The organism is Sphingopyxis sp., assembly GCF_051861155.1.
Lineage (GTDB): Bacteria > Pseudomonadota > Alphaproteobacteria > Sphingomonadales > Sphingomonadaceae > Sphingopyxis.
The window spans coordinates 123,858-143,759 of the sequence record NZ_JBHYDE010000002.1 but is presented as its reverse complement, the minus strand read 5'-3'; the positions used below and the strand labels follow the sequence as shown (position 1 = coordinate 143,759).

Here is a 19,902-nt window from a genome sequence, read left to right as displayed (position 1 = left end):
ATGCCGCGCTCGGGAGGATGTGACACGTGGCCGCCATTGTTATCGACGAATCTCATCGGACGCCGGGGGAGGCCAAGCCCTTCTATCGCCACCTCTACGTCCAGGTTCTGGCCGCCATCCTGCTCGGGGCGATCATCGGCCATGTCTGGCCGTCGACCGGCGAAGCGCTGAAGCCGCTCGGCGACGGCTTCATCAAGCTGGTCAAGATGATCATCACCCCGGTGATCTTCCTGACCGTCGTCACCGGCATCGCGGGGATGAAGGAGATGGCCTCGGTCGGCCGCGTCGCGGGCAAGGCCTTTGCCTATTTCCTCTTCTTTTCGACCCTGGCGCTGATCGTCGGGCTGGTCGTCGCCAATGTGGTCCAGCCGGGGGCCGGAATGAATATAGATCCGGCCACGCTCGACGCGAGTGCGGTCGCCGATTTCGACAAAAAGGCGCATGAAGCCAGCCTGACCGGCTTCCTGCTCGATATCATCCCGACGACCTTTTTGTCGGCGTTCACCGACGGTTCGATCCTCCAGACATTGTTCGTCGCGATCCTGTTCGGCCTGTCGCTGTCGATGGTCGGCAAACCTGCCGAACCGGTCCTCGACTTTCTCGAGCGCGTTGGGCTGGTCGTCTTCCGGCTCGTCGGCGTGTTGATGCGCGCCGCGCCGATCGGCGCCTTCGGTGCGATCGCCTTCACGATCGGCAAATATGGCCTTGGCTCGCTCGTCAATCTTGGCCAGCTTGTCGCGACCTTTTACCTGACGTCGCTCATCTTTGTGCTCGGCGTCCTTGGGCTCGTCGCGCGGCTCAACGGCTTTTCGGTGCTGAAGCTCTGCCGTTATCTCAAGGCCGAATTGCTGCTGGTGCTCGGCACCTCCTCGTCCGAAGCCGCGCTGCCCAGCCTGATCGAAAAGATGCAGCGTGCGGGCTGCGAGAAATCGGTCGTCGGGCTGGTCGTGCCCACCGGCTATTCGTTCAACCTCGACGGCACCAACATCTATATGACGCTCGCCGCGCTGTTCATCGCGCAGGCGTGCAACGTCGATCTGTCGCTGGGCGACCAGGTGGCGCTGCTGCTCGTCGCGATGATCAGTTCAAAGGGCGCCGCGGGGGTAACCGGGGCGGGGTTCATCACCCTCGCCGCGACGCTGTCGATCGTGCCGTCGGTCCCGGTCGCAGGAATGGCGCTGATCCTCGGCATCGACCGCTTCATGTCCGAATGCCGCAGCCTCACCAATTTCATCGGCAACGCGGTGGCGACGGTCGTCGTCGCGCGCTGGGACAATGCACTCGACCGCGACCAGTTGCGGGCGGTGCTGGACGGCGGCGCGGCGTCCCCACTGGCCGCGCCGCCGATCGAACAAGACACGGATTAAAGGCCGCAAAGGTCATCGATAAAGGGAGAATGGCTATGAGGGGTTCCACTTCGGCAATGCTGCTGGCGAGCACGGCGATCGGCCTGTTCGCCGCGGCGCCCGCCCGCGCGCAGGATGCTGCATCCGCCGGACAGGCCAGCGAACAGACGGCCACCGACGAAAGTCAGGCCGCCGAGATCGTCGTCGTCGGCACCCGGATCGAGGGCGCGCGTGTGACCGAAGCGCTGCCCGTTGTCGTCGTCGGCCAGGACAAGATCGATGCGATCGGCGCCGTCAGCGGCGACGAACTGATCCGCAATATTCCCCAGATGGGCGACGTCAGCTTCAACCCCGGCAACAACGCGCAGACAAGCAACGCGGCGCGCGGTGACGTCGGGTCGATCAATCTGCGCTCGCTGGGCGTCGGCAACACGCTCGTCCTGCTCAACGGTCGCCGGGTCGTCACCCATCCCGCCAGCCAGGGCCTGTCCGACACCGGCACGGTCCCGGTACTCAGCTATAATTCGAACGCGATCCCGACCACCGGGCTGTCGCGGCTGGAGGTGCTGCTCGACGGCGCAGCGGCGCTCTATGGCTCCGATGCTGTCGCGGGGGTCGTCAACACGGTGCTCAAGGACAATTACGACGGCCTGCGGCTGCAGGCGCAATATGGCGGCGCCGAGGGCACCCATTTGCGCGAGTTTCAGGGCAGCGTCCTCGTCGGCAAGAATTTCGATCGCGGCAACATCACGGTATCGCTCGAATATACCCACCGCGCGGCATTGCGCGCCGAGGATCAGGATTTCACCGCCTCGGCCGACCTGCGACCGCTGTTCGCCAACGAACCGGACTTTGCCGGATCGACGACGCCCGACGCACGCGCGACGCGCGGCACCTGGCCCGGGCTGGCGGTGCCGGTCACCGGCGGACGCCCCCGCCGCGGCACCACCAACCTGACCACCGCAGCGGGGGCATTCACGGTGCGCCCGACCCGCTTCGGCGGTTGCACCCAGGCGCTCACCGCCGACCTCTGCCTGGTCAACACCGCGCTGGCGACCGCAGGCAATTTTCGCGACCTGCGCTATGACACAGCGGTCGGCACCACGGTCATGCCGCGGGTCGAGCGGTACAACGCCTTTGCCAACGGTCACTACGACCTCACCGATACACTGGCGCTGTTCGGCGAGTTCGGTTATTATTATTCTGACACGCTCCGGTTGCAGCCGCCGGTGATCAATCTCAACCAGATCTGGATTCCGGCGAGCAATTATTACAACCCGTTCGGCCCGACGACGATCAACGGCCAGCCCAATCCCAACCGCATTCCCGGGCTGGTCAATGTACCCGCGGCGGGGCTCCCGGTGCTGCTCACCAATTATCGCTTCGTCGATGCTGGGCCGCAGACGGTCAGAGTGACCGGCGAACAGCTGCGCGCGCTGATCGGCGTGCGCGGCGAGACCGCGGGCTTCAAATGGGACAGCGCATTCGTCTATTCGGAGGCGAACGCGCATGACAACAGCTTTGCGGTGCGCAGTTCGGCGCTGCAACAAAGCCTCGCGCTGTCGACCCCCGATGCCTATAATCCGTTCAACGGTGGCTGCATCGCGACCCCAAGCTTCGGCGACTGCACACCTAGTTCGCAGGCCGCGATCGACGCGATCGGTTTCCAGCTCCACCGCCGGTCCAAGACAACGTTGACGATGGGCGATTTTCGCGCCTCGCGTGCTGACCTGATCGCCCTGCCCGGCGGCGACATCGGCATGGCGTTCGGCGCCGAAGTCCGCCGCGAGACGCAGCGCGACGACCGCGACGCCGCCGTCGACGGGTCGAACCCCTTCATCGATGCGGTGACCGGCGCGGTAACGATCAGCGACGCTGCGGCGGTCAGCGACAATCCCGACACCTATGGCAAGCGCACCGTAGCGGCGGCTTATGCCGAGCTCGCGCTGCCGCTGGTTTCGGAAGAGATGAACATCCCGCTGGTGCGGCGTTTCGACGTACAGCTGGCGGGACGTTACGAACATTATAGCGATTTCGGCAGCGTCGCCCGGCCGAAGATCGCCGCGGCGTGGGACGTGGTCGACGGCCTGCGCTTCCGCGGTTCCTTTTCACAGGGTTTTCGCGCGCCCAATCTGGAACAGGTCAATGCGGTCGAATATGCCCGGCTCGCGACCAGCCAGGATTTCCTGCGCTGCGAAGTCGATTTGCGCGCCGGGCGAATCACCAGCTTCACCGCGTGCGGCAACAATGTCGGCTATTCGCGCCGCGTGTCGGGCAACCCCGAGCTGAAGCCCGAAAAGAGCACCAACTATAATCTGGGTGCGGTGTTCGAACCCGCGTTCCTCCCGTCCGATCTGGGGCGGGTGACCTTCACCGTCGATTATTGGTCGATCCGGCAAAAGGGCATCGTCGGCATCCTCGGCAACGATACCGCGATCGCGCTCGACTATTTGCTCCGCTTGCAGGGATCGTCGAACCCGAATGTCATCCGCGACGCCGCCAACGCCGACGATATTGCCGCCTTTGCCGGGACCGGTATCGCGCCGGTCGGCCGGATCACGACGGTGCGCGATCAGTTCGTCAACCTGCTGCCGCAGACGGTGCGCGGGCTCGATTTCGCCTTCTATTGGCAATCGCCAAAGACCGGCGCGGGCAAGTTCGATTTTTCGGTCAATGCGACGCGACTGCTGAAATTTGCGCGGGCGCCGGGCGATACGGTCGATGCACTGGTCGCGGCGCGCGCCGACGGCGACATCAACGCCGCCACCCCGCTGCCCGAAACGCAGAATCTGATCGAGGCCAACGGCCGTCCGAAATGGCGCGGCACGGCGTCGCTGACCTGGTCGCTCGGTCAGTTCCAGATCGGCGCCCTCGCCCGCTATACCGGGGCGGTCGACGAGCTGGGTTTTGTCGACGCGAACGGCAATCCGTGGCGGGTGAAATCGCAGGTTACCGCCAATCTTTATGCCCAGGTTCGCATTCGCGACCGCGACGGCATCGGCGGCGACATGCGCTGGCGGGTCGGGGTGCGCAACATCGCCGACAAGAAACCGCCGCTTACCTCGGAAGGCTATCTGGGATCGCTTTACAGCCCCTATGGCCGCTACTGGTACACCTCGGTCACCACGGAGTTCTGACATGAAACGCGCGCACGGCATCTGGCTTTTCATCGGCTGCGCCGCGCTCGCCGTCGCGCCGGCGGGGCTGGCAAAGGAGAGCGCGCCCGCGCCGACCGCCGCCGGCGCGGCACCCTCTGTCCCACCCGCAAAAGCGGCGGCGCGTACGATCCTGTTCATCGGCAACAGCTTTACCCAAGGCGCCCATTCGGCGGCGCGCAACTGGGGCGCGGACAAGGTGACCGACCTCAACGGCACCGGTTATGGCGGGGTACCAGCGCTGTTCAAGGCGTTCTGCGAACAGGCGGGGCTTGCCTATGACGTCAGCCTGGAAACGCAGGGCGGCAAGTCGCTCGGCTTTCATTATGACGAGCGGCGCGCACGGTTCGACCGCGCGTGGGACGTCGTCGTGCTGCAGGAACACAGCACGCTCGACCGCGACAGGCCCGGCGACCCCACCAACTATCTGCGCGACGTTGCGCGGCTGGCGGCGCTGTTCCGGGCACACAATCCGGCGGTCGAAATCCGGCTGGCGTCGACCTGGACCCGCGCCGACCAGACATACCAGCCCGCGGGCAAATGGTATGGCAAGCCCGTGACTGCGATGGCCGACGAGCTTCGCGCCGCCGCCGAGCGAGCGCGCGACGCCGATCCGGCGATCGCCGCGATCGTGCCGATCGGCCAGGCGTGGAACCGCGCGATGGCGGCGGGGGTCGCCGACCCCAACCCCTATGACGGCATCGCCTATGGCCAGGTCGACCTGTGGGCCTATGACCATTATCATGCCAGCATCGCGGGGTCTTATCTCGCCGCGCTGGTCACCTTTGGCGCCATCACCGGGGTCGATCCCGCCAGCCTGGGTCCGCACGAAAAGGGCGCCGACCAGCTTGGGCTGGGCAAGCACCAGGCGGTGGCACTGCAAAAAATTGCCAGCGACGAGCTGAACAGCCGCACGATCAATCCGCGCTGAACCCGCAAACCGCGGCGTAACGGCGCTTGTGCCTATTTTGCCCCAATGCTAAAAAGCTTTGGCATCACTCGGGGGCGAGGGGCAAGTTCATGATACAATCTGCGACGAGTGCCGATTCAATCCCCAAACCGGTCGTCGGATCGGCAGCGCCATGGTTCAAGGCGCATGTTCTGGATGTGAACCCGCAATATACTTTTCATACCGTCGCCGGACGGCCCGTTCTGCTGTTTTTTATGGGTTCGACGACCGATGGCCCGGTTGTTGCCGCACATAAAAGGTTGATGGCCGACACCGACCGCTTCGACGACAGCCGCTGCTGTTTTTTCGGCATCACGGTCGATCCCGCCGACGAAACCGCCGGGCGGGTCAAAACGGGCATCGCTGGAATCCGCTACATCCTCGACCACGACCGGGCGGTCAGCGACGCCTATGGGGCGTGGAGCGTGGGGAGCGATCATTACGAACCCTATATCATCGTCCTCGACCGGCAATTGCGGGTCGCCGGACGTTATCACATTACTGACACCGACAAGGCGCTCGCGCTGGTCGATCGACTGATCGCGGAGAGCGCGCCCGAGGACTGGGCGCCGGTGCTGTCGGTGCCGCGCGTCTTCGATCGGGCAACCTGTCAGAAACTGATCGCGCTGTACGATGCCGACGGCGGCCAGGATTCGGGCTTCATGCGCGAGGTCGACGGCAAGACGGTGGCGGTGATCGACCATGGCCACAAGCGCAGGTCGGACGTCACGATCAAGGATCAGCCGTTCTGCCGGGCGCTCAGCTCGCGGGTGAACCATTGCCTGCGCCCCGTGATCCAGCGCGCCTTCAACTTCGACGCGACCCGCATGGAGCGCTACATCGTCGCCTGTTACGATGCGTCGGTCGCGGGCCATTTTCGCGCGCACCGCGACAATACGACGATGGGCACCGCGCACCGCCGCTTTGCGGTGACGATCAACCTCAACGACGATTTCGACGGCGGCGAGCTGCGTTTCCCCGAATTCGGGACACGCACTTATCGCCCCCCGCCCGGCGGCGCGATCGTCTTTGGCTGCGGACTGCTCCACGAGGCGACGCAGGTCACCCGCGGGCGGCGCTATGCGTTCCTGCCCTTTCTCTATGACGACGCCGCTGCGGCGCAGCGCGAGGCGAACAACCAGTATCTGGGCGAAGGGGTCGGCGCCTATCGGCAACAGCCGCGGCGGCCCGGCTCAAAGTTCGATCGAAATTTTGACATTCTGCGCCTTGATCCCGGCGAGGGCCGCGATGCTGAGCTTTGCCGCATAGATCATGATGCTGAGCCGCTGCGGATTGGCCAGGCCCGCTGGGATCTCGCCATGTTGCCAGTCGGTCGACATCATATCGTCAACCTCGTCGTCGGGGACGGCAGCCTCGAGCCCGCCGACCAGCTCGAGCTGCGAGATGCCGAGCACGTTCGCGAGGACGCGCAGGTTGCTGAGGCGCGGCTGCGTCTTGCCCGACTCCCACGCCCAGATCGTCGGCCTGCTGAGCCCCGTCCGCACCGCGAGTTCGGATCGGCTGATGCCGCATTGCTCGCGAAACCGGCGCAGCCGCATCGGCAACGGCTCGACCATTTCATATTCGATGGGGTGGGCCGAGGCGCTCATCGCAATTGCACGCCGCGGCACAAGGGCAGTCCGATCGAGCCGCTGCCGGGGCCAGTGCGGCTTGATATGACGCCGAATTCTTCGATGGCATTCGCATCCATTGACGCCCCCCTCAAGCAACGCGCCACGATCGCTGAAGCCATGTCGTAAATCGCGGTTTTCCGCCATTCCCTGATGGGGACATGCGAAATGTCGGCTGTCCCGCGATTGCACAGTCGGCGGGCTTATCGCCCCACGCTTGGCGTCAGAATGCGGTCCCCAAAGAGATCGAAAAGGTCTTCGCCCGGTCACCCTCTTGCCGCACGACGGGTTTGGCGAGATTGAACCGCAGCTTGCCAGGGCCGGCGTTGAACGCCAGGCCGACGCCGACCGCGACCCGCGGCTTCGGCGAGTTGCCGATCAGCCGCTCACCGGGCAATAATTCGGCTTTCGAGGCGCCGAAGACCGAACCGGCATCGACGAAAAGGCTGGGCGATACGCCGAACCGTTCCATCGCTCCCTCCAGCCGAAACGACACTTCGAGCCGCCCGACATAATAAGCCCGGCCACCGACCGCCGTCGTCAGACCCGCGGGCGCGGTCAACGGCACGACTTTTGGCCCGATGCCGCGAAGGTCGAAACCGCGCATGCTGTTGCCGCCGATATAGAAGCGATCGAATAGCGGAATCTCGCGATCGCCGATCGGCTTCATCAGCCCGCCCTCGATCCCCAGCGAAACGTCGAAAGTGTCACTGAGGCGGCGATGAAAGGTGCCGCCGACGCGCGTCCGCACATAACGCGTCGTGCCGCCCGGCCCGGCGACGTCCTGCGTCACGCGCAGCTGGAAGCCGCGCGTCGGGTCGACCGTGCTGTCACGGCGATCGAGGCTGAGCGAGACGCTGAGCACCGAGCTCGTCGATTGGCCGAGCGCGTTGCAAAAGGGGCTGCCGTGGAGGCCGACATCGCACAGGGCATTTTTTTGGCGGATGAGGAAATCCTCGTCGGAATATCGGTAGTTGGCGGCGACGCGCAGACCGCGGCCCAGCGGCTTGCCGAGGTAGAAATTCACCCCGCGCGCGGTTTGCCGAAAGACCGAGGATTTTTCCTGTTCGTCAAACCCGACCGCCGTGGATCGCGAATAGAAAAAGGTCGGCGCCACCGACAGCTTGCTGCCCATGAAATTGGCGTCCGCGACGCCGAATTCGGCCAGTCGCTGGATTTTGGAATAGCGCACCGAGGCGGTGATGTCGCGCCCCGGCCGGCCGATATTGGTGCGCGCAATCTTGACCGTGCCGATCGGCCCTTCGAGCGACGAATAGCCCCCCGAAAAGGCGAGGCCGCCGCGCGGCAGCGGCTTGATCGACAGCAGGTCAGTTTCGTTCGCCTGCCCGTCGGCGCCGTCGATGCCCGTCGCGATGTCGGGCACCGCCTCGGTTTCGCTTTCGCCATATATTCCGTCATCGTCGGCCGGCTGTCCCAGCTTCGACGCATCGGGGCGCGCCGCCAGCGAGGCACGGCGCGAACCGGGATCGCCGAGCCAGGGAGCGGTCGAGACATCGGCGTCGAACGCTGGAAATCTCCGCATGCTCGCGGCGGCTCTGCGGCCGGTGCGTTTCATGCCGCCGATCGCGAAGCAGGGCGGCCCCATGCGGTTCTGCGATGCAACGACGCAGGCGAGATGCACCATATCGGCCGGCAGCGCCGGCGCATCGAACGCGATGACCGGCGCCGAGGGCGGAAAGCGCGCGGTGAAGGTCGGCTCCAATCGCGTCGGCACCGATTTTGCCGCGGCGCGCGACCCGCGGCTGCGCTTGGTCGCTTTGGCACCGCGACCGCCGCCATCCGCCTGCGCGACGGGTGTCGGGCGCTCGCTGGCAGCGGCTTCGCCACTCTGCATCGTATCGGCGCCGCGCACGATGAGCGTCGGCCGCCGCGCTCCACCATCCCCCAACCACGGCGCGGTCGATATATCGGCAGCGAACGCCGGGAAGGATGCGGCCGTCGCCGCATTCGGCGCGACCTGCTCGGAAGGCGCTGACGATGGCGTTTCGGCAACCGCCACTTCGGTCGCGGCGGCCATCGCCGGTGTAAATGGCGCATCCCAATCGACCACAAAGGACGCGCGCGGGCCGACGTCATCTTCGGCGACGGGATGTTCAACGGTCGCCACCAAGACTTCAACCGGTCCGGGCGCGACCGGCACCGCCGAAACGACGGCGTCGGATCCGGCGGCGCGCGGCATCGTCGTGGTGAGCGGCGGCAGGCGGCCCAGCGGCCGCCCTTCGGCCAGCACCAACACCCGCGCCATGGCGGTGGACTGGCGGAGGACAGGATAAGGCGAGGATTGGAGGATGGCCGGTTCGCGTGCGTGCAGCGGCGTCGTCTCGCCGATACCGAACATCACCGCGACGCCCAGCGCGGTGCCCTGCACCGCCTGGTGGACGCCTCGGAACGATATTCCGTATCCCGACAACCTCTTCCCCCCTTTTACACCGGCCTAACCGCCGGCTCCTGACTTTCGCAAAACCGCGTTGGGGTCATCCTTCCCGGAAAGATCGATTGAAACTGTCGATCATCGGCTGGAACAGATATTGCATCAGCGAACTCGACCCCAGATCGATATAAACCTCGGCGGGCATGCCCGACATCAGTCGAACGTCGGGGTATTTCTTCAACTGCTCGGCCGATATCTCGACGATCACCTTGTAATAGATTTGCTGCGCTTCCTTGTCGTAGATCGCATCGGGACTCACCTCTTTGACGGTACCCAGCAAATTGGGGATCACCCGCGCCTTGTAGGGTGTGAGCTTGATTTCTGCCTCCAGTCCCGAATGGACCATGTCGATGTCGATCGGCCGCAGCCGCGCCGACACGACGATTTTTTCCGAGGTCGGCACGATGTCGAGGATCGGCTGGCCCGCCCCGATGACGCCGCCGGGGGTGATCAGCCGCAGATTGGCGACGCGGCCCGCGACCGGCGCGATCACCTGCTGGCGGGCGCGGATGTCGCCGCTGACTTTCAGCTTTTCGCGTGCCTCGGCGATGCGCAACTGGACTTCGCGTTGCTGGCCGGTCGCCTCCATCACCATCTGGCCGCGCAGCGACACCATCTGGGCACGAGTCTCGCCGATCGTGTCGCGCAGCCGGTCGAGATTGTTGGTCAGCTTGCCGCGTTCGCCATCGACGAACGCCTTTTGCCGTTGCAGTGCCAGCAGGCGCGATTTGCGCTCCAACCCCTCATCGACGAGCATGTCGACACCCATTTGTTCGTCGTCGAGCAATTTCGACTGGTCGGTGAGCGCCGCGATCTGCGCGCCCGAACTGCGGATGTCGGCATTCGACTGGCCGATGCGCTCCGACAGGATCTGCGCCTGTTCCGACAGGCCGCGCCGCCGCGAGGCGAATTCGGCATTCGATGCCGCGATGATCTCCTTGACCTCGGGATCGCCCGCCGCCGCAAGCAATTCTGCCGGATAGCGTACGGTGGGCAGCCCCAGCCGTTCCGCCGACAACCGCGCGTCCTGCGCGAGCAGGCCATAAAAGCTCGCCCGCAGCGCGGCATCGGATGCGTCATTCTGGGTCGCGTCGAACAGCACCAGCGGTTGACCGGCACGCACCTCCTGCCCTTCCTTCACCAGAAACTGCCGGACGATGCCGCCCTCCAGATGCTGGACCGTCCGCCGCCCGCCGCCCGCCGCCTCCAGAAAACCGCTCGCGATTGCAGCGCTGTTGAGCGGCGCCGCCCAGCTCCAGACCGCAAAGGCAAGCACGAACAGGCCGATCGAAATCAGCGCCAGCCGGAACGACCCGCCCACCTTGGGACCGCCAAGGCCGTCGTCGGGTGCGGGAAGCGCGAGGCGCACGGGTTCGCCGTCGTCGCCCAGACGGAAGGGAATGTTCATGCTTCCATCCCCCCTTGTTTGAACATCGCCGGGTTCGTCTTGGCGGGATCGCCCGGCGGCGATCCCTCGCCGGTCGGGATCGCGCGCCGCTTGCCGGCCATTTCCTCGACCACCGTCCGCGCATCGCCGAATTTGGCGACCTGACCGTCCATCATCAGCAATATCTTGTCCGCCAGTTCGAGCAGGTTGGCGCGGTGCGAGACGATGATCGTCGTCATGTTCAAAGCCTTCAGCTTCTTGATCGTCGCCAGCAGCGCGGCATCGCCGCGCGCGTCGAGGCTGGCATTAGGTTCGTCGAGTACGATCAGTGGCGGCAGCCCGAACAGCGCGCGGGCCAGCCCGATGCGCTGGCGCTGGCCGCCTGACAGCTGGTGCCCGCCGTCGGTGAGTACGCAGTCATAACCGCCGTTGAGGTGCAAGATCATCTCGTGGCAATCGGCAAGCTTGGCCGCCGCGATCACGTCGGCGTCGCGCGCATCGGGGCGAAAGCGGCCGATATTCTCGCGGATCGAGCCGGGCAGCAGCTCGACGTCCTGCGGCAAATAGCCGACGTTCGGGCCGAAGTCGCTGCGCATCCAGTCGAAGGTGTCGGCGCCGTCGAGGCGAACATGCCCCGAAAGCGGCTTCAGCACCCCGACGAGCAGCCGCGACAAGGTGGTCTTGCCCGATGCCGACGGCCCGACGATCGCCAGTGACGTCCCCGGTTCGATCGTAAAGCTGACATTCTTCAGGATCGCGCCCTTCATGCCCGGCGCGGCATAGGTCAGATTTTCGATCGCCATGCCGCCCGACGGTTTGGGCAGCTCCATCTGCGACGGGCGTGGCGTCGGCAGGTCGCAGAACCGCGACAACCGACTTAAGCTTTCGCGCGCCAGCACGAACTGTTTCCAATAGCTCATCGCCGCCTCGATCGGCGCGAGCAGCCGCGCGATCAGGATCGATCCGGCGATCATCGCGCCGCCGGTGAGCTGCTGGTCGAGCACGAGCAGCGCGCCGACGCCCAGCACCGCGACCTGCACCAGATTGCGGACGAATTTCATCCACGCCAGGATTCGGCTCGACTGGAACTGCGTCCCGTCGACGGCTTCGGTTTCGGCAACATAGCGCGTCCGCCAGTGCGCGACGGTGTCCTTGCCCATCCCCATCGCGTCGATCACTTCGCTGTTGCGAACCAGCGATTCGGCATATTGCATGTTGCTGGTCGCGAGCGACTGGGTCTCGCTGATCGCGGTGCGGGTGATCCGCTCATTATACCAGGTCAGCCCGAACAGCATCGCTGCGCCGACGGCCGAGATCAGCCCAAACACCGGATGCAGCAGGAACACGACGAGCAGATAAAGGGGCACCCACAGCATATCGACGACGCTGAAAACCGTCGGGGTCGAAATGAAATTCTTGACCTGCGTCATTTCGCGCAGCGCCTCGAGCCGGACGTTCGGCGCGATCAGCCGCTGTTCGAGCGAGCGCAGCAACAGCGTCGGGCCCAATTGCTGCGCCATCCAGGTACCGACACGATTTGCGACCTGCTGGCGGATGCCGTCGAGGATCGAACCGAGTCCGATCACCAGCGTGATCGCCAGTGCCAGGAAGAACAATGTGTCCTTGCTCTGGCTGGTCAGGACGCGGTCGAAGACCTGCATCATGTACAGCGACATGGCGAGCGCCGCCATGTTGGTGATCGCCGAGAACAGGATCAGCCGCACCGCGATCGGCTTTTGCGGGATCAGCAGATTTTTGAGCAGATTGTCCGGATTGGTGGACGCCCGCCCAACCGCGAGGGGGTTCCAGGCCATGTTTAGCGCTCCCAGAGAGCTGGACTATCCGCGGCGTGCAGCGGCAGCACGAGCCCCGAGATCAACCCGGCAAGCTCCATCTGGCGGTGGACACCCAGCTTGGCGCGCACGCGCTTCAAATAGGTCCGCGCCGTCTCTTCCGACAGGCCGCACCCCTCTGCCGCATTGCACAGGCTGCTCGATTTCAGGAAATGGCCTAGAAAGCGCTGTTCGGACGGCAGCAGGCCCAGCGCTTCGAGTAGCGAGGTCGGCGCGTCGACCTTGCCCGGGCCCATGATGATGACCATCGCGCAGCGCGTCATGCTGTCGCCCGTCCGCGATTTGGCGGAAATGACATAAGCGAGGCGCCATTCGCCGTCGCGGCAATCGAGCCGGAAGACATCCTCGACCGGCGCATCGGGCGCTGCGGTGGCGGCGCGCCGGATGCTCTCGCGCAGCTGTTTGGCCTGCCCCGGATTGGCAGCGACGATCGTGCCATCGGCGCCGCGGATCAGCCATTTGCGTTGTTCAACCAATCCGGTCGCGGCGCTGTTCAGGAACAGCGGCTGGCCGTCTGCCGACAGCAGCGCCATCGCCATCGACACGCGGTCGAACATCCCCTCGAGCATCGCTGAGCGCTGCGACTGGTGAGCAAGCTGCGCGACGCCGGTTGCCGATTCGGCGAGCAACGGCGCGATCAGTTGCAGCGACGCGGCATCGCGATCACTGAAATGCGCGGTGCTGTCGGGCCGGAAGAACAGCGCGCGAATGGCCTTGCCCTCGCGCTTCATCTGGATCGCGATGCCGCTGTGGAGCGGAGCGTCCGCACCGGAATCGGCGTCCGCGACGGGTCCTGCACCAAATAGAGCGCCCGAAAACTGGAAATGGTGCACCGGCTGTTCGCCGATCCGCGCCCAGACATCTTCCATCATTGCCAGCAAGTGCCGGGTTGCTGCGGCATCGCCGCGGACCTTGTCGAAACCGATCAGAAAGGCATGCCGCTGGCCGCCCGCACCCGGAAGTGCGACGGTCAAAATTGCCGATGCGACGTCGAATTGCGCGAGATAGTCATGCCAAAGCCGCCGCGTGTTCGCCGCGACGTCGACCGACGGCGACTGGCCCGCCGCGACGTCGTGAGAATGATATTCGGACACCCCTTCGAACAGGTGCGCGTCGTCGCGGACTGTTTCTGCATAATGCGTCGAAAATTCCATGGTCGCTGACATTATGGCCCCCAAAAAACATCGTTCCCGAAGCGAAGCCAAAGTTCGCAACAGGGGATTCACGCGCGACCATGATATCTGGCGCGATGCTCTGAGTACGGTCCAGAACGCACGCACCCGCCGGGGCTGCCTGAAGCATTTTCTACCCGGCGTTGGCTGTCGATTGATGCGAATCTCTCGATAGCGTCGCCTGCCGTGACGGCTGCAAGCGACGTCCATTGTCTATTTCGATTCGGCGGATCGAGTCTATTATCCCCTCGGACATATCCGTTAGGGTAGTTTCCCACTCCGCCGCGGCGCATTACTCTTTGGACATTATAAAAAAGGGGGTCGGCACTCGAATCTGCGACGATTCAGGAGGGGTGACGTGCGCAAATCATGGACTTTTTGGGCGAGCGCACTCGGCGCGCCCGCCGCCGCAGCGACGTTCGCCGTCGCAGCGACTCCGCTGTGGGCGCAATCCGCGTCGCCCGCCATCGCGCCGTCGAGCACGATGGCCGCGCTGGCCCGCCAGGTCATCATATCGAACCCGGAAATCGCCGCGCAGCGTCAGCAGGTAAAGATCACCGAGGCACGGCTGCAAGCGGCCGAAGCCGGCTACCTGCCGACGATCGAGGCGAACGGCACGGTCCAACGGCGCGAGATCGACATCAAGAACGGCAGCAGCACCAACGACGCACGATATACCGCCGGTCAGGCGGGGATCGAGGCGCGGCTACGCTTTTACGACGGCGACCGGACCTATAATTCCGTCAAAATCGCCAAGGCGGAGCTGGAAGCGGCGAGCGCCGGGCTCGACGCCATTACTTCCGACATCTTGCTCGAAATGCTGACCAGCGCGGCCGACGTGCACCTGAACCGCAAGATCCTGCAATATTCGCAGGCGCAGAGCGAGGCGATCGGCGAGCAGCTGCGCGCGACGTCGCGCCGGCTTGAATTCGGCGAGGCCACGCGCACCGACGAGGAACTGGCGCGGGCACGGCTCGCGACCTCGCAAGCCGGGGTGCTCGCCGCAACCGAGGAGCTGGGCGTCGACGGGCATCGGTTCCGCAATGTCAGCGGTCAATCGGGGACGATGGTCCCGCCGCTGCCGCCGCTCGCACCGATTCCCTCCTCGCTCGCCGCCGCCCAAAAGGCCGCGCTCGAAAACGAACCGCGGCTCCGGGCGGCGCGGCTCAACGCCCAGGCGGGTAAGTCGGGGGTAAAGTTCGCCGTCGGCGCCCTGCTCCCGCAACTCGATGCCGTCAGCGGTTACGACTATTTGACCGGCGGCGCGACCAACACCTTCACGGGCAAATATCCCGACGACCGCTCGTCGCTCTATTACGGGCTGGAGCTGCGCGTGCCGATTTTCCTGCCGCGCGACCATGCCGAGGTGCGCCGCGCGCGCGCCGTCCGCGATCAGCGCCTGTCGCAAACCGACATCGCGGTGCGAACGGTGGCCGAGGATGTCGCGAGCAGCTGGACCCGCTGGCAATCGGCAAAGAGCACGATCACCGCGGCCGAGGCGGCGGTGGCGGCAACCCAGGAAGCCGCCGAGGGTATCAAGAAGGAAGCTGTCGGCGGGAACCGCACCCTGACCGACGTGCTGAATGCCCAGAATGAGCTGCTGTCCGCGCGCGTCACATTGGAACGCGCGCACCGCAACGAATTCGTTGCCCGCGCCAGCCTGCTGGCGGCGACCGGTCGGCTCGATGCCAAGGCGATTCTCGACGGGCGCTGCTGCGGCGCCGACACCTTTGACCGCCCCGGCATGTCCGCGCTCGGAAGGCCGGTCGTGGCCAGCACGGGCAAAGCGGCCGCCGACCCGTCGGCATCGTCGCGGCCGCAGATGTCGGCGCTGGGCCGCGCGCCGGACCCGGCGCCCGATCGTCCGGCCAATGACGGAGTCGGCACGGCGTCCGGGGTGGCGCGCCCTGCATCGTCGGCGCTGGGGCGCAAGCTGAACTAAAATCAGAGTTCGCGTTTTTACAGGCATGTTCCGCCCCGCGGCGGAACCGCGGAAATCCGCGCGTCGGGGCAAAATCGGTGCCGATTTGAAGCAACGATCTGCCCCAAAATGAACCACTTCACAAAATTATCCGCCATGTCCCCAAGCAGGAATATTCGGTCCCCCTGCCCCGCCATATCCCATCGTCATGGCCTCGAGCTTTCGTGGCCATTGGGGGGATGATCAAGCCGAGTCGGCGAAAACGCATCCCTGCGACCCATGAAAGAAGAGGATAGCGAAATGCCTACAGTTACTCCTTCTAACGCTCCGACGACGGCAAAATTGCCAACGTCGCGCGGTCAAGTACTCGGGACCAACGCGGTCGATTTTATCGACCTCAATGCGATCGTCTCGACCTCCACCCTGCCGTACAATGCGCGCGGCAATGGCGGGAACGACACCGTGTATGGCAACAATTTCGACAACGATCTGTACGGCGATGCGGGTGACGACAATGTCATCGGCCGCAGCGGCAATGATCGCGTCGATGGCGGCACCGGCAACGACACGTTGATCGGCGACCAAGCGTCGTTCGTCGTCGTCGGACCCGGAAACGTCGTTTATACCGGCGATGACAATGGCGGTGCTGACGGCAACGACACGCTGCTCGGCGGTGCCGGCAACGACACGGCCTGGGGTGGCGGCGGAAACGACTATATCCGCGGCGATGCCGGCAACGATACGCTCAACGGCCAATCGGGCGATGACCGCATCGAAGGCAATGCGGGCAACGACACGATCGACGGCGGCTCGGGCCAGGACAATCTGTTCGGCGGCACCGAAACCGACGTGGTGGTTGGCGGCACCGGCGACGACTATATCGACGGCGGCACCAACGCCAATGGCGTCGATCAACTGTTCGGCGGCGACGGCAATGACGTGATCTTCGGCGATGCCGGCGTCGGCCGCAATGCCGATCCCGACTATGCCTATAACCAGAGCGGCTACAACCCGGGTGCTGGCCATGCCGACTTCATCGCAGGCGGTGCCGGCGACGATCAAGTGTTCGGTCAGGGTGGCAACGACACCATCCTCGGTGAATCCGGCGACGACCTGCTCTGGGGTGACGACGGCAACGACCTCGTCCTGGGCGGCACCGGCTTTGACCAGCTCGACGGCGGCGAGGGCGACGACGCCCTCCTCGGCGAAGATGGCGATGACGAACTGGACGGTGATGCCGGCAACGACGTCATTCGTGGCGGCAATGGCCTCGACTTCGTTCAGGGCGGTGCCGACGACGACGACATCGGCGGCGGTGCCGATAACGACACGCTGAACGGTAACGACGGCAACGACCTTGTCCATGGCGACGCCGGCGACGACCTCATCTGGGGTCAGAGCGGCGACGACGACCTGTATGGCGACGACGGCGACGATGTGATCCGCGGCAACGGGGATCCCTTCTTTGATCCGTCCGATCCGTCGACCACTGATGCCGACTTCATCTCGGGCGGCAACGGCAACGACACGGTCAACGGCGACGAAGGCGACGACGTTATCAACGGCGACGCCGGCGATGACACCCTGTCGGGCGACGATGGCAATGACAACATTTCCGGTGGTACCGGCAATGACAACATCAGCGGCAACAACGGCAACGATGTTGTGACGGGTGATGCTGGCAACGACCTGATCTTTGGCAACGCCGGCAACGACAATCTGTCGGGCAATGACGGCAACGACCAAATCTTTGGCGGTACCGGCAATGACACCATCAACGGCAACGACGGCAACGACTTCCTGGCTGGTGAAGCTGGCAACGACACCATGTTCGGTGGCGATGGCGACGACTTCATGTCGGGTGACCTGGCGACGGACGGTCTGGGCCTTCCGGGTGGCGGCAACGACACCATGTCGGGCGGCAACGGCAACGACTTCATGCAAGGCGGCTTTGGCCAAGATGTCATGAACGGCGATGACGGGGATGACACCATCTTTGGTGACACCGGCAATGACACCATCAATGGTGGCCTTGGCGATGACTATATCGAAGGTGAACAGGGCAACGACTCGATCACCGGTGGCGAAGGCGACGACCATATGTCGGGCGGCACGGGCAAGGACTTGTTCAAGTTCGACTCGACCGACGCGTCGCCGGGCTTCGGCAATGATGTGATCGGTGCACCGGGCTTCCTGGGATCTGGCCGCGACTTCAACCTCGCGAACCGCGATACGCTGGTGTTCGATGTCGATGCCGGATTTGATCCCAACGTCGATATGCTCGTCATCACCGGCGACTGGGATGGACAAGGCGACGCGCTCGACGTCCTGGTCTTCACGGCGGCCGGTTCGGTCATCATCGAAGACTTCTGGGAAGGCGCTTCGGCTCCGATCGCGGCGCTCGCCGCAGCCGGTGCCTATGACTCGGTTGCTGCGCTCAATGCGTACAGCCAGGGCAACGCGACCTATGACATGATCACGTTCGTCTGAGGACAAGGCTTCGTACGGGGAGCCACTCCTCGACGGACCTCTGCATACTTGGAGGGCAGGCCGCGGCCTGCCCTCCTTTTTCGTTGTCGATGCGCCGAAATATTTCGCCGACGTCCCAACCAAATAGCGTCGCTCAAGGGGCCAAATTTCGCGATGTCCCCATCAGGGAATGGCAGTAAACCGCGATTTCCGCCAATTTTGACGGAAGGATGACAGGGCAAGAATCATCCTAACGATGCCTGCTTTAGCCAAGCGGGTCTGCAGAGACAGGGTGTAAGAAAAGTAAGAGTTCTGCCGACGACCCGGCGGGTCATTTTGGCCACCGGCACTTGGCAGGTCTTCGAGTTCGGTCAGCTCCTGCTGGCTAGCCGTGTCCGCCGCCACGCCCCCTGGCGGCGGCCGGCGTCGAAGCTCCATCGATCGTCACTTTTGCGCCGCGAACATCGTGTCCGCAACAAGAGTCCGACCATGATGCACGCGTTCCTCCTTTCCTTTTCGCTGGCCATGGCGTCGCTACAGCCGCCGCCCGCGCACGCTACCCCCGCCTTTGGCTTTCCGGTCGAATGCACGATCGGCCAATCCTGCCTAATCCAGAAGCTGGTCGATCATGATCCCGGTCCGGGCCGCCGCGATTATCGCTGCGGATTGCTGACGACGAACGGCCACGACGGGATCGACGTCCGCCTGCGCACGATGGCGGACATGCGAGCCGGATTCGCAGTGGTCGCCGCGGCGGCGGGCACGGTGCTGCGCACCCGCGACGGCGAGCCTGACGTCAGCGTCGATGCCCGCGCAGTGACGGACGGCAAGGACGCGGGCAATGCCGTCGTCATCGACCATGGCGACGGCTGGCAGACACAGTACAGCCACCTGCGCCAGGGGAGCATCGGCGTCCGTCCGGGACAGCGCGTGGCGGCTGGCGCGCGCATCGGGATGATCGGTTTGTCGGGTAACAGCGAGTTTCCGCATCTTCATTTTACCGTTCGTCACCGCGGCGAGGCGGTCGATCCTTTCGTCGGCACCGCGCCGCTGCCCGCTTGCAATAGTGATGTCCGGCTCGCGGGCCTTTGGGCACCGACCGCGGCGCAGCGGCTGGGCTACGAACCCGCTGCGGTGATCACCGGCGGCCTGGCCTCAACAGTGCCCGCCCGGGCGGTCGCCGAACGCGACCCGCCACCGGGGCTGGTCGGACGGCAAGCGCCGCTGATCCTGTGGGTCGATGCGATTGGCGCGCGCGCCGGCGACCGCCAGCTCTTTTCGATCATCGGACCAAAGGGGCAGATCGTTCACGACCAGCAGACGGTCGTTGAAGACGGCGGCCTCAGCTGGTTCGCCTATAGCGGCAAACGCGCTCCGGCGACGGGCTGGCCGAGCGGGCGTTATGTCGGCCGATACAGATTGCAACGCAGAGACGCGGTCGTCGCGCAAATCGAAACGTCCGGATCGATAAAATAGGCCGCAAATCTTAGTACCAAGCGACACCCCTATCTATGATATATAGGTCAACATTTTGGAAAATTATTATCAATTTCAAGATTATTTTTAT

The 19,902-nt window shown here is 64.6% G+C and carries 11 protein-coding genes and 1 pseudogene; 7 read left to right on the top strand and 5 right to left on the bottom strand.

What is annotated here, in order from left to right; all coding sequences use genetic code 11:
- Window positions 1-35: 35 nt before the first annotated feature.
- The 4 genes and pseudogenes from ACTIFP_RS03965 to ACTIFP_RS03950 all read left to right on the top strand — a co-directional run.
- A complete protein-coding gene (locus ACTIFP_RS03965; protein WP_439567802.1) occupies window positions 36-1,367 on the top strand; it encodes a dicarboxylate/amino acid:cation symporter in 1,332 nt (443 codons plus the stop codon).
- Window positions 1,368-1,402: 35 nt separating this feature from the next.
- The gene (locus ACTIFP_RS03960) at window positions 1,403-4,483 is read left to right on the top strand and encodes a TonB-dependent receptor plug domain-containing protein (protein WP_439567414.1); all 3,081 of its coding nucleotides are present in this window, start codon (window positions 1,403-1,405) and stop codon (window positions 4,481-4,483) included.
- Window position 4,484: 1 nt separating this feature from the next.
- The gene (locus tag ACTIFP_RS03955; RefSeq protein WP_439567413.1) at window positions 4,485-5,432 is read left to right on the top strand and encodes a DUF4886 domain-containing protein; all 948 of its coding nucleotides are present in this window, start codon (window positions 4,485-4,487) and stop codon (window positions 5,430-5,432) included.
- A gap of 89 nt (window positions 5,433-5,521) precedes the next feature.
- Window positions 5,522-5,920: pseudogene (locus ACTIFP_RS03950) on the top strand (peroxiredoxin family protein); the annotation flags it as partial.
- 723 nt (window positions 5,921-6,643) lie between these two features.
- On the opposite strand, the gene ACTIFP_RS03945 reads toward ACTIFP_RS03950, so the two are convergent.
- The 5 genes from ACTIFP_RS03945 to ACTIFP_RS03925 form a co-directional block, all read right to left on the bottom strand.
- Window positions 6,644-7,009: a helix-turn-helix domain-containing protein gene (locus tag ACTIFP_RS03945; protein WP_439567801.1), complete on the bottom strand. Its 366-nt coding sequence runs from the start codon at window positions 7,007-7,009 to the stop codon at window positions 6,644-6,646.
- Window positions 7,010-7,304: 295 nt separating this feature from the next.
- Window positions 7,305-9,470 (bottom strand): BamA/TamA family outer membrane protein, encoded by a 2,166-nt coding sequence (locus tag ACTIFP_RS03940; RefSeq protein ID WP_439567412.1) that lies wholly within the window; start codon window positions 9,468-9,470, stop codon window positions 7,305-7,307.
- 106 nt (window positions 9,471-9,576) lie between these two features.
- Window positions 9,577-10,941 carry an HlyD family type I secretion periplasmic adaptor subunit gene (locus tag ACTIFP_RS03935; protein ID WP_439567411.1) on the bottom strand — a complete coding sequence of 455 codons (1,365 nt, stop codon included), beginning with the start codon at window positions 10,939-10,941 and terminating at the stop codon, window positions 9,577-9,579.
- On the bottom strand, window positions 10,938-12,734 hold the full coding sequence (locus ACTIFP_RS03930) for a type I secretion system permease/ATPase (protein WP_439567410.1): 1,797 nt from the start codon (window positions 12,732-12,734) through the stop codon (window positions 10,938-10,940). The genes ACTIFP_RS03935 and ACTIFP_RS03930 overlap by 4 nt, the downstream gene beginning before the upstream one ends.
- Before the next feature lie 2 nt (window positions 12,735-12,736).
- A complete protein-coding gene (locus ACTIFP_RS03925) occupies window positions 12,737-13,939 on the bottom strand; it encodes a helix-turn-helix transcriptional regulator (RefSeq protein WP_439567409.1) in 1,203 nt (400 codons plus the stop codon).
- 364 nt (window positions 13,940-14,303) lie between these two features.
- Between ACTIFP_RS03925 and ACTIFP_RS03920 the strand changes: the two genes are divergently transcribed.
- From ACTIFP_RS03920 to ACTIFP_RS03910, 3 genes are all read left to right on the top strand, one after another.
- The gene (locus ACTIFP_RS03920; protein WP_439567408.1) at window positions 14,304-15,887 is read left to right on the top strand and encodes a TolC family protein; all 1,584 of its coding nucleotides are present in this window, start codon (window positions 14,304-14,306) and stop codon (window positions 15,885-15,887) included.
- Between the two features lie 258 nt (window positions 15,888-16,145).
- Entirely contained in the window at window positions 16,146-18,356 is a 2,211-nt protein-coding gene (locus ACTIFP_RS03915) for a calcium-binding protein (protein ID WP_439567407.1), read from the top strand.
- Window positions 18,357-18,860: 504 nt separating this feature from the next.
- Complete coding sequence (locus ACTIFP_RS03910) at window positions 18,861-19,811, top strand: M23 family metallopeptidase (RefSeq protein WP_439567406.1); 951 nt, start codon at window positions 18,861-18,863, stop codon at window positions 19,809-19,811.
- Window positions 19,812-19,902 lie beyond the last annotated feature (91 nt).

Bases quoted from the DNA above. Each gene is read 5' to 3' on its own strand.
- ACTIFP_RS03935 (WP_439567411.1), bottom strand. From the start codon at position 10,941: ATGAACATTCCCTTCCGTCTGGGCGACGACGGCGAACCCGTGCGCCTC.
- ACTIFP_RS03910 (WP_439567406.1), top strand. From the start codon at position 18,861: ATGGCGTCGCTACAGCCGCCGCCCGCGCACGCTACCCCCGCCTTTGGC.
- ACTIFP_RS03925 (WP_439567409.1), bottom strand. From the start codon at position 13,939: ATGTCAGCGACCATGGAATTTTCGACGCATTATGCAGAAACAGTCCGC.
- ACTIFP_RS03955 (WP_439567413.1), top strand. From the start codon at position 4,485: ATGAAACGCGCGCACGGCATCTGGCTTTTCATCGGCTGCGCCGCGCTC.
- ACTIFP_RS03960 (WP_439567414.1), top strand. From the start codon at position 1,403: ATGAGGGGTTCCACTTCGGCAATGCTGCTGGCGAGCACGGCGATCGGC.
- ACTIFP_RS03915 (WP_439567407.1), top strand. From the start codon at position 16,146: ATGAAAGAAGAGGATAGCGAAATGCCTACAGTTACTCCTTCTAACGCT.
- ACTIFP_RS03945 (WP_439567801.1), bottom strand. From the start codon at position 7,009: ATGCGGCTGCGCCGGTTTCGCGAGCAATGCGGCATCAGCCGATCCGAA.
- ACTIFP_RS03930 (WP_439567410.1), bottom strand. From the start codon at position 12,734: ATGGCCTGGAACCCCCTCGCGGTTGGGCGGGCGTCCACCAATCCGGAC.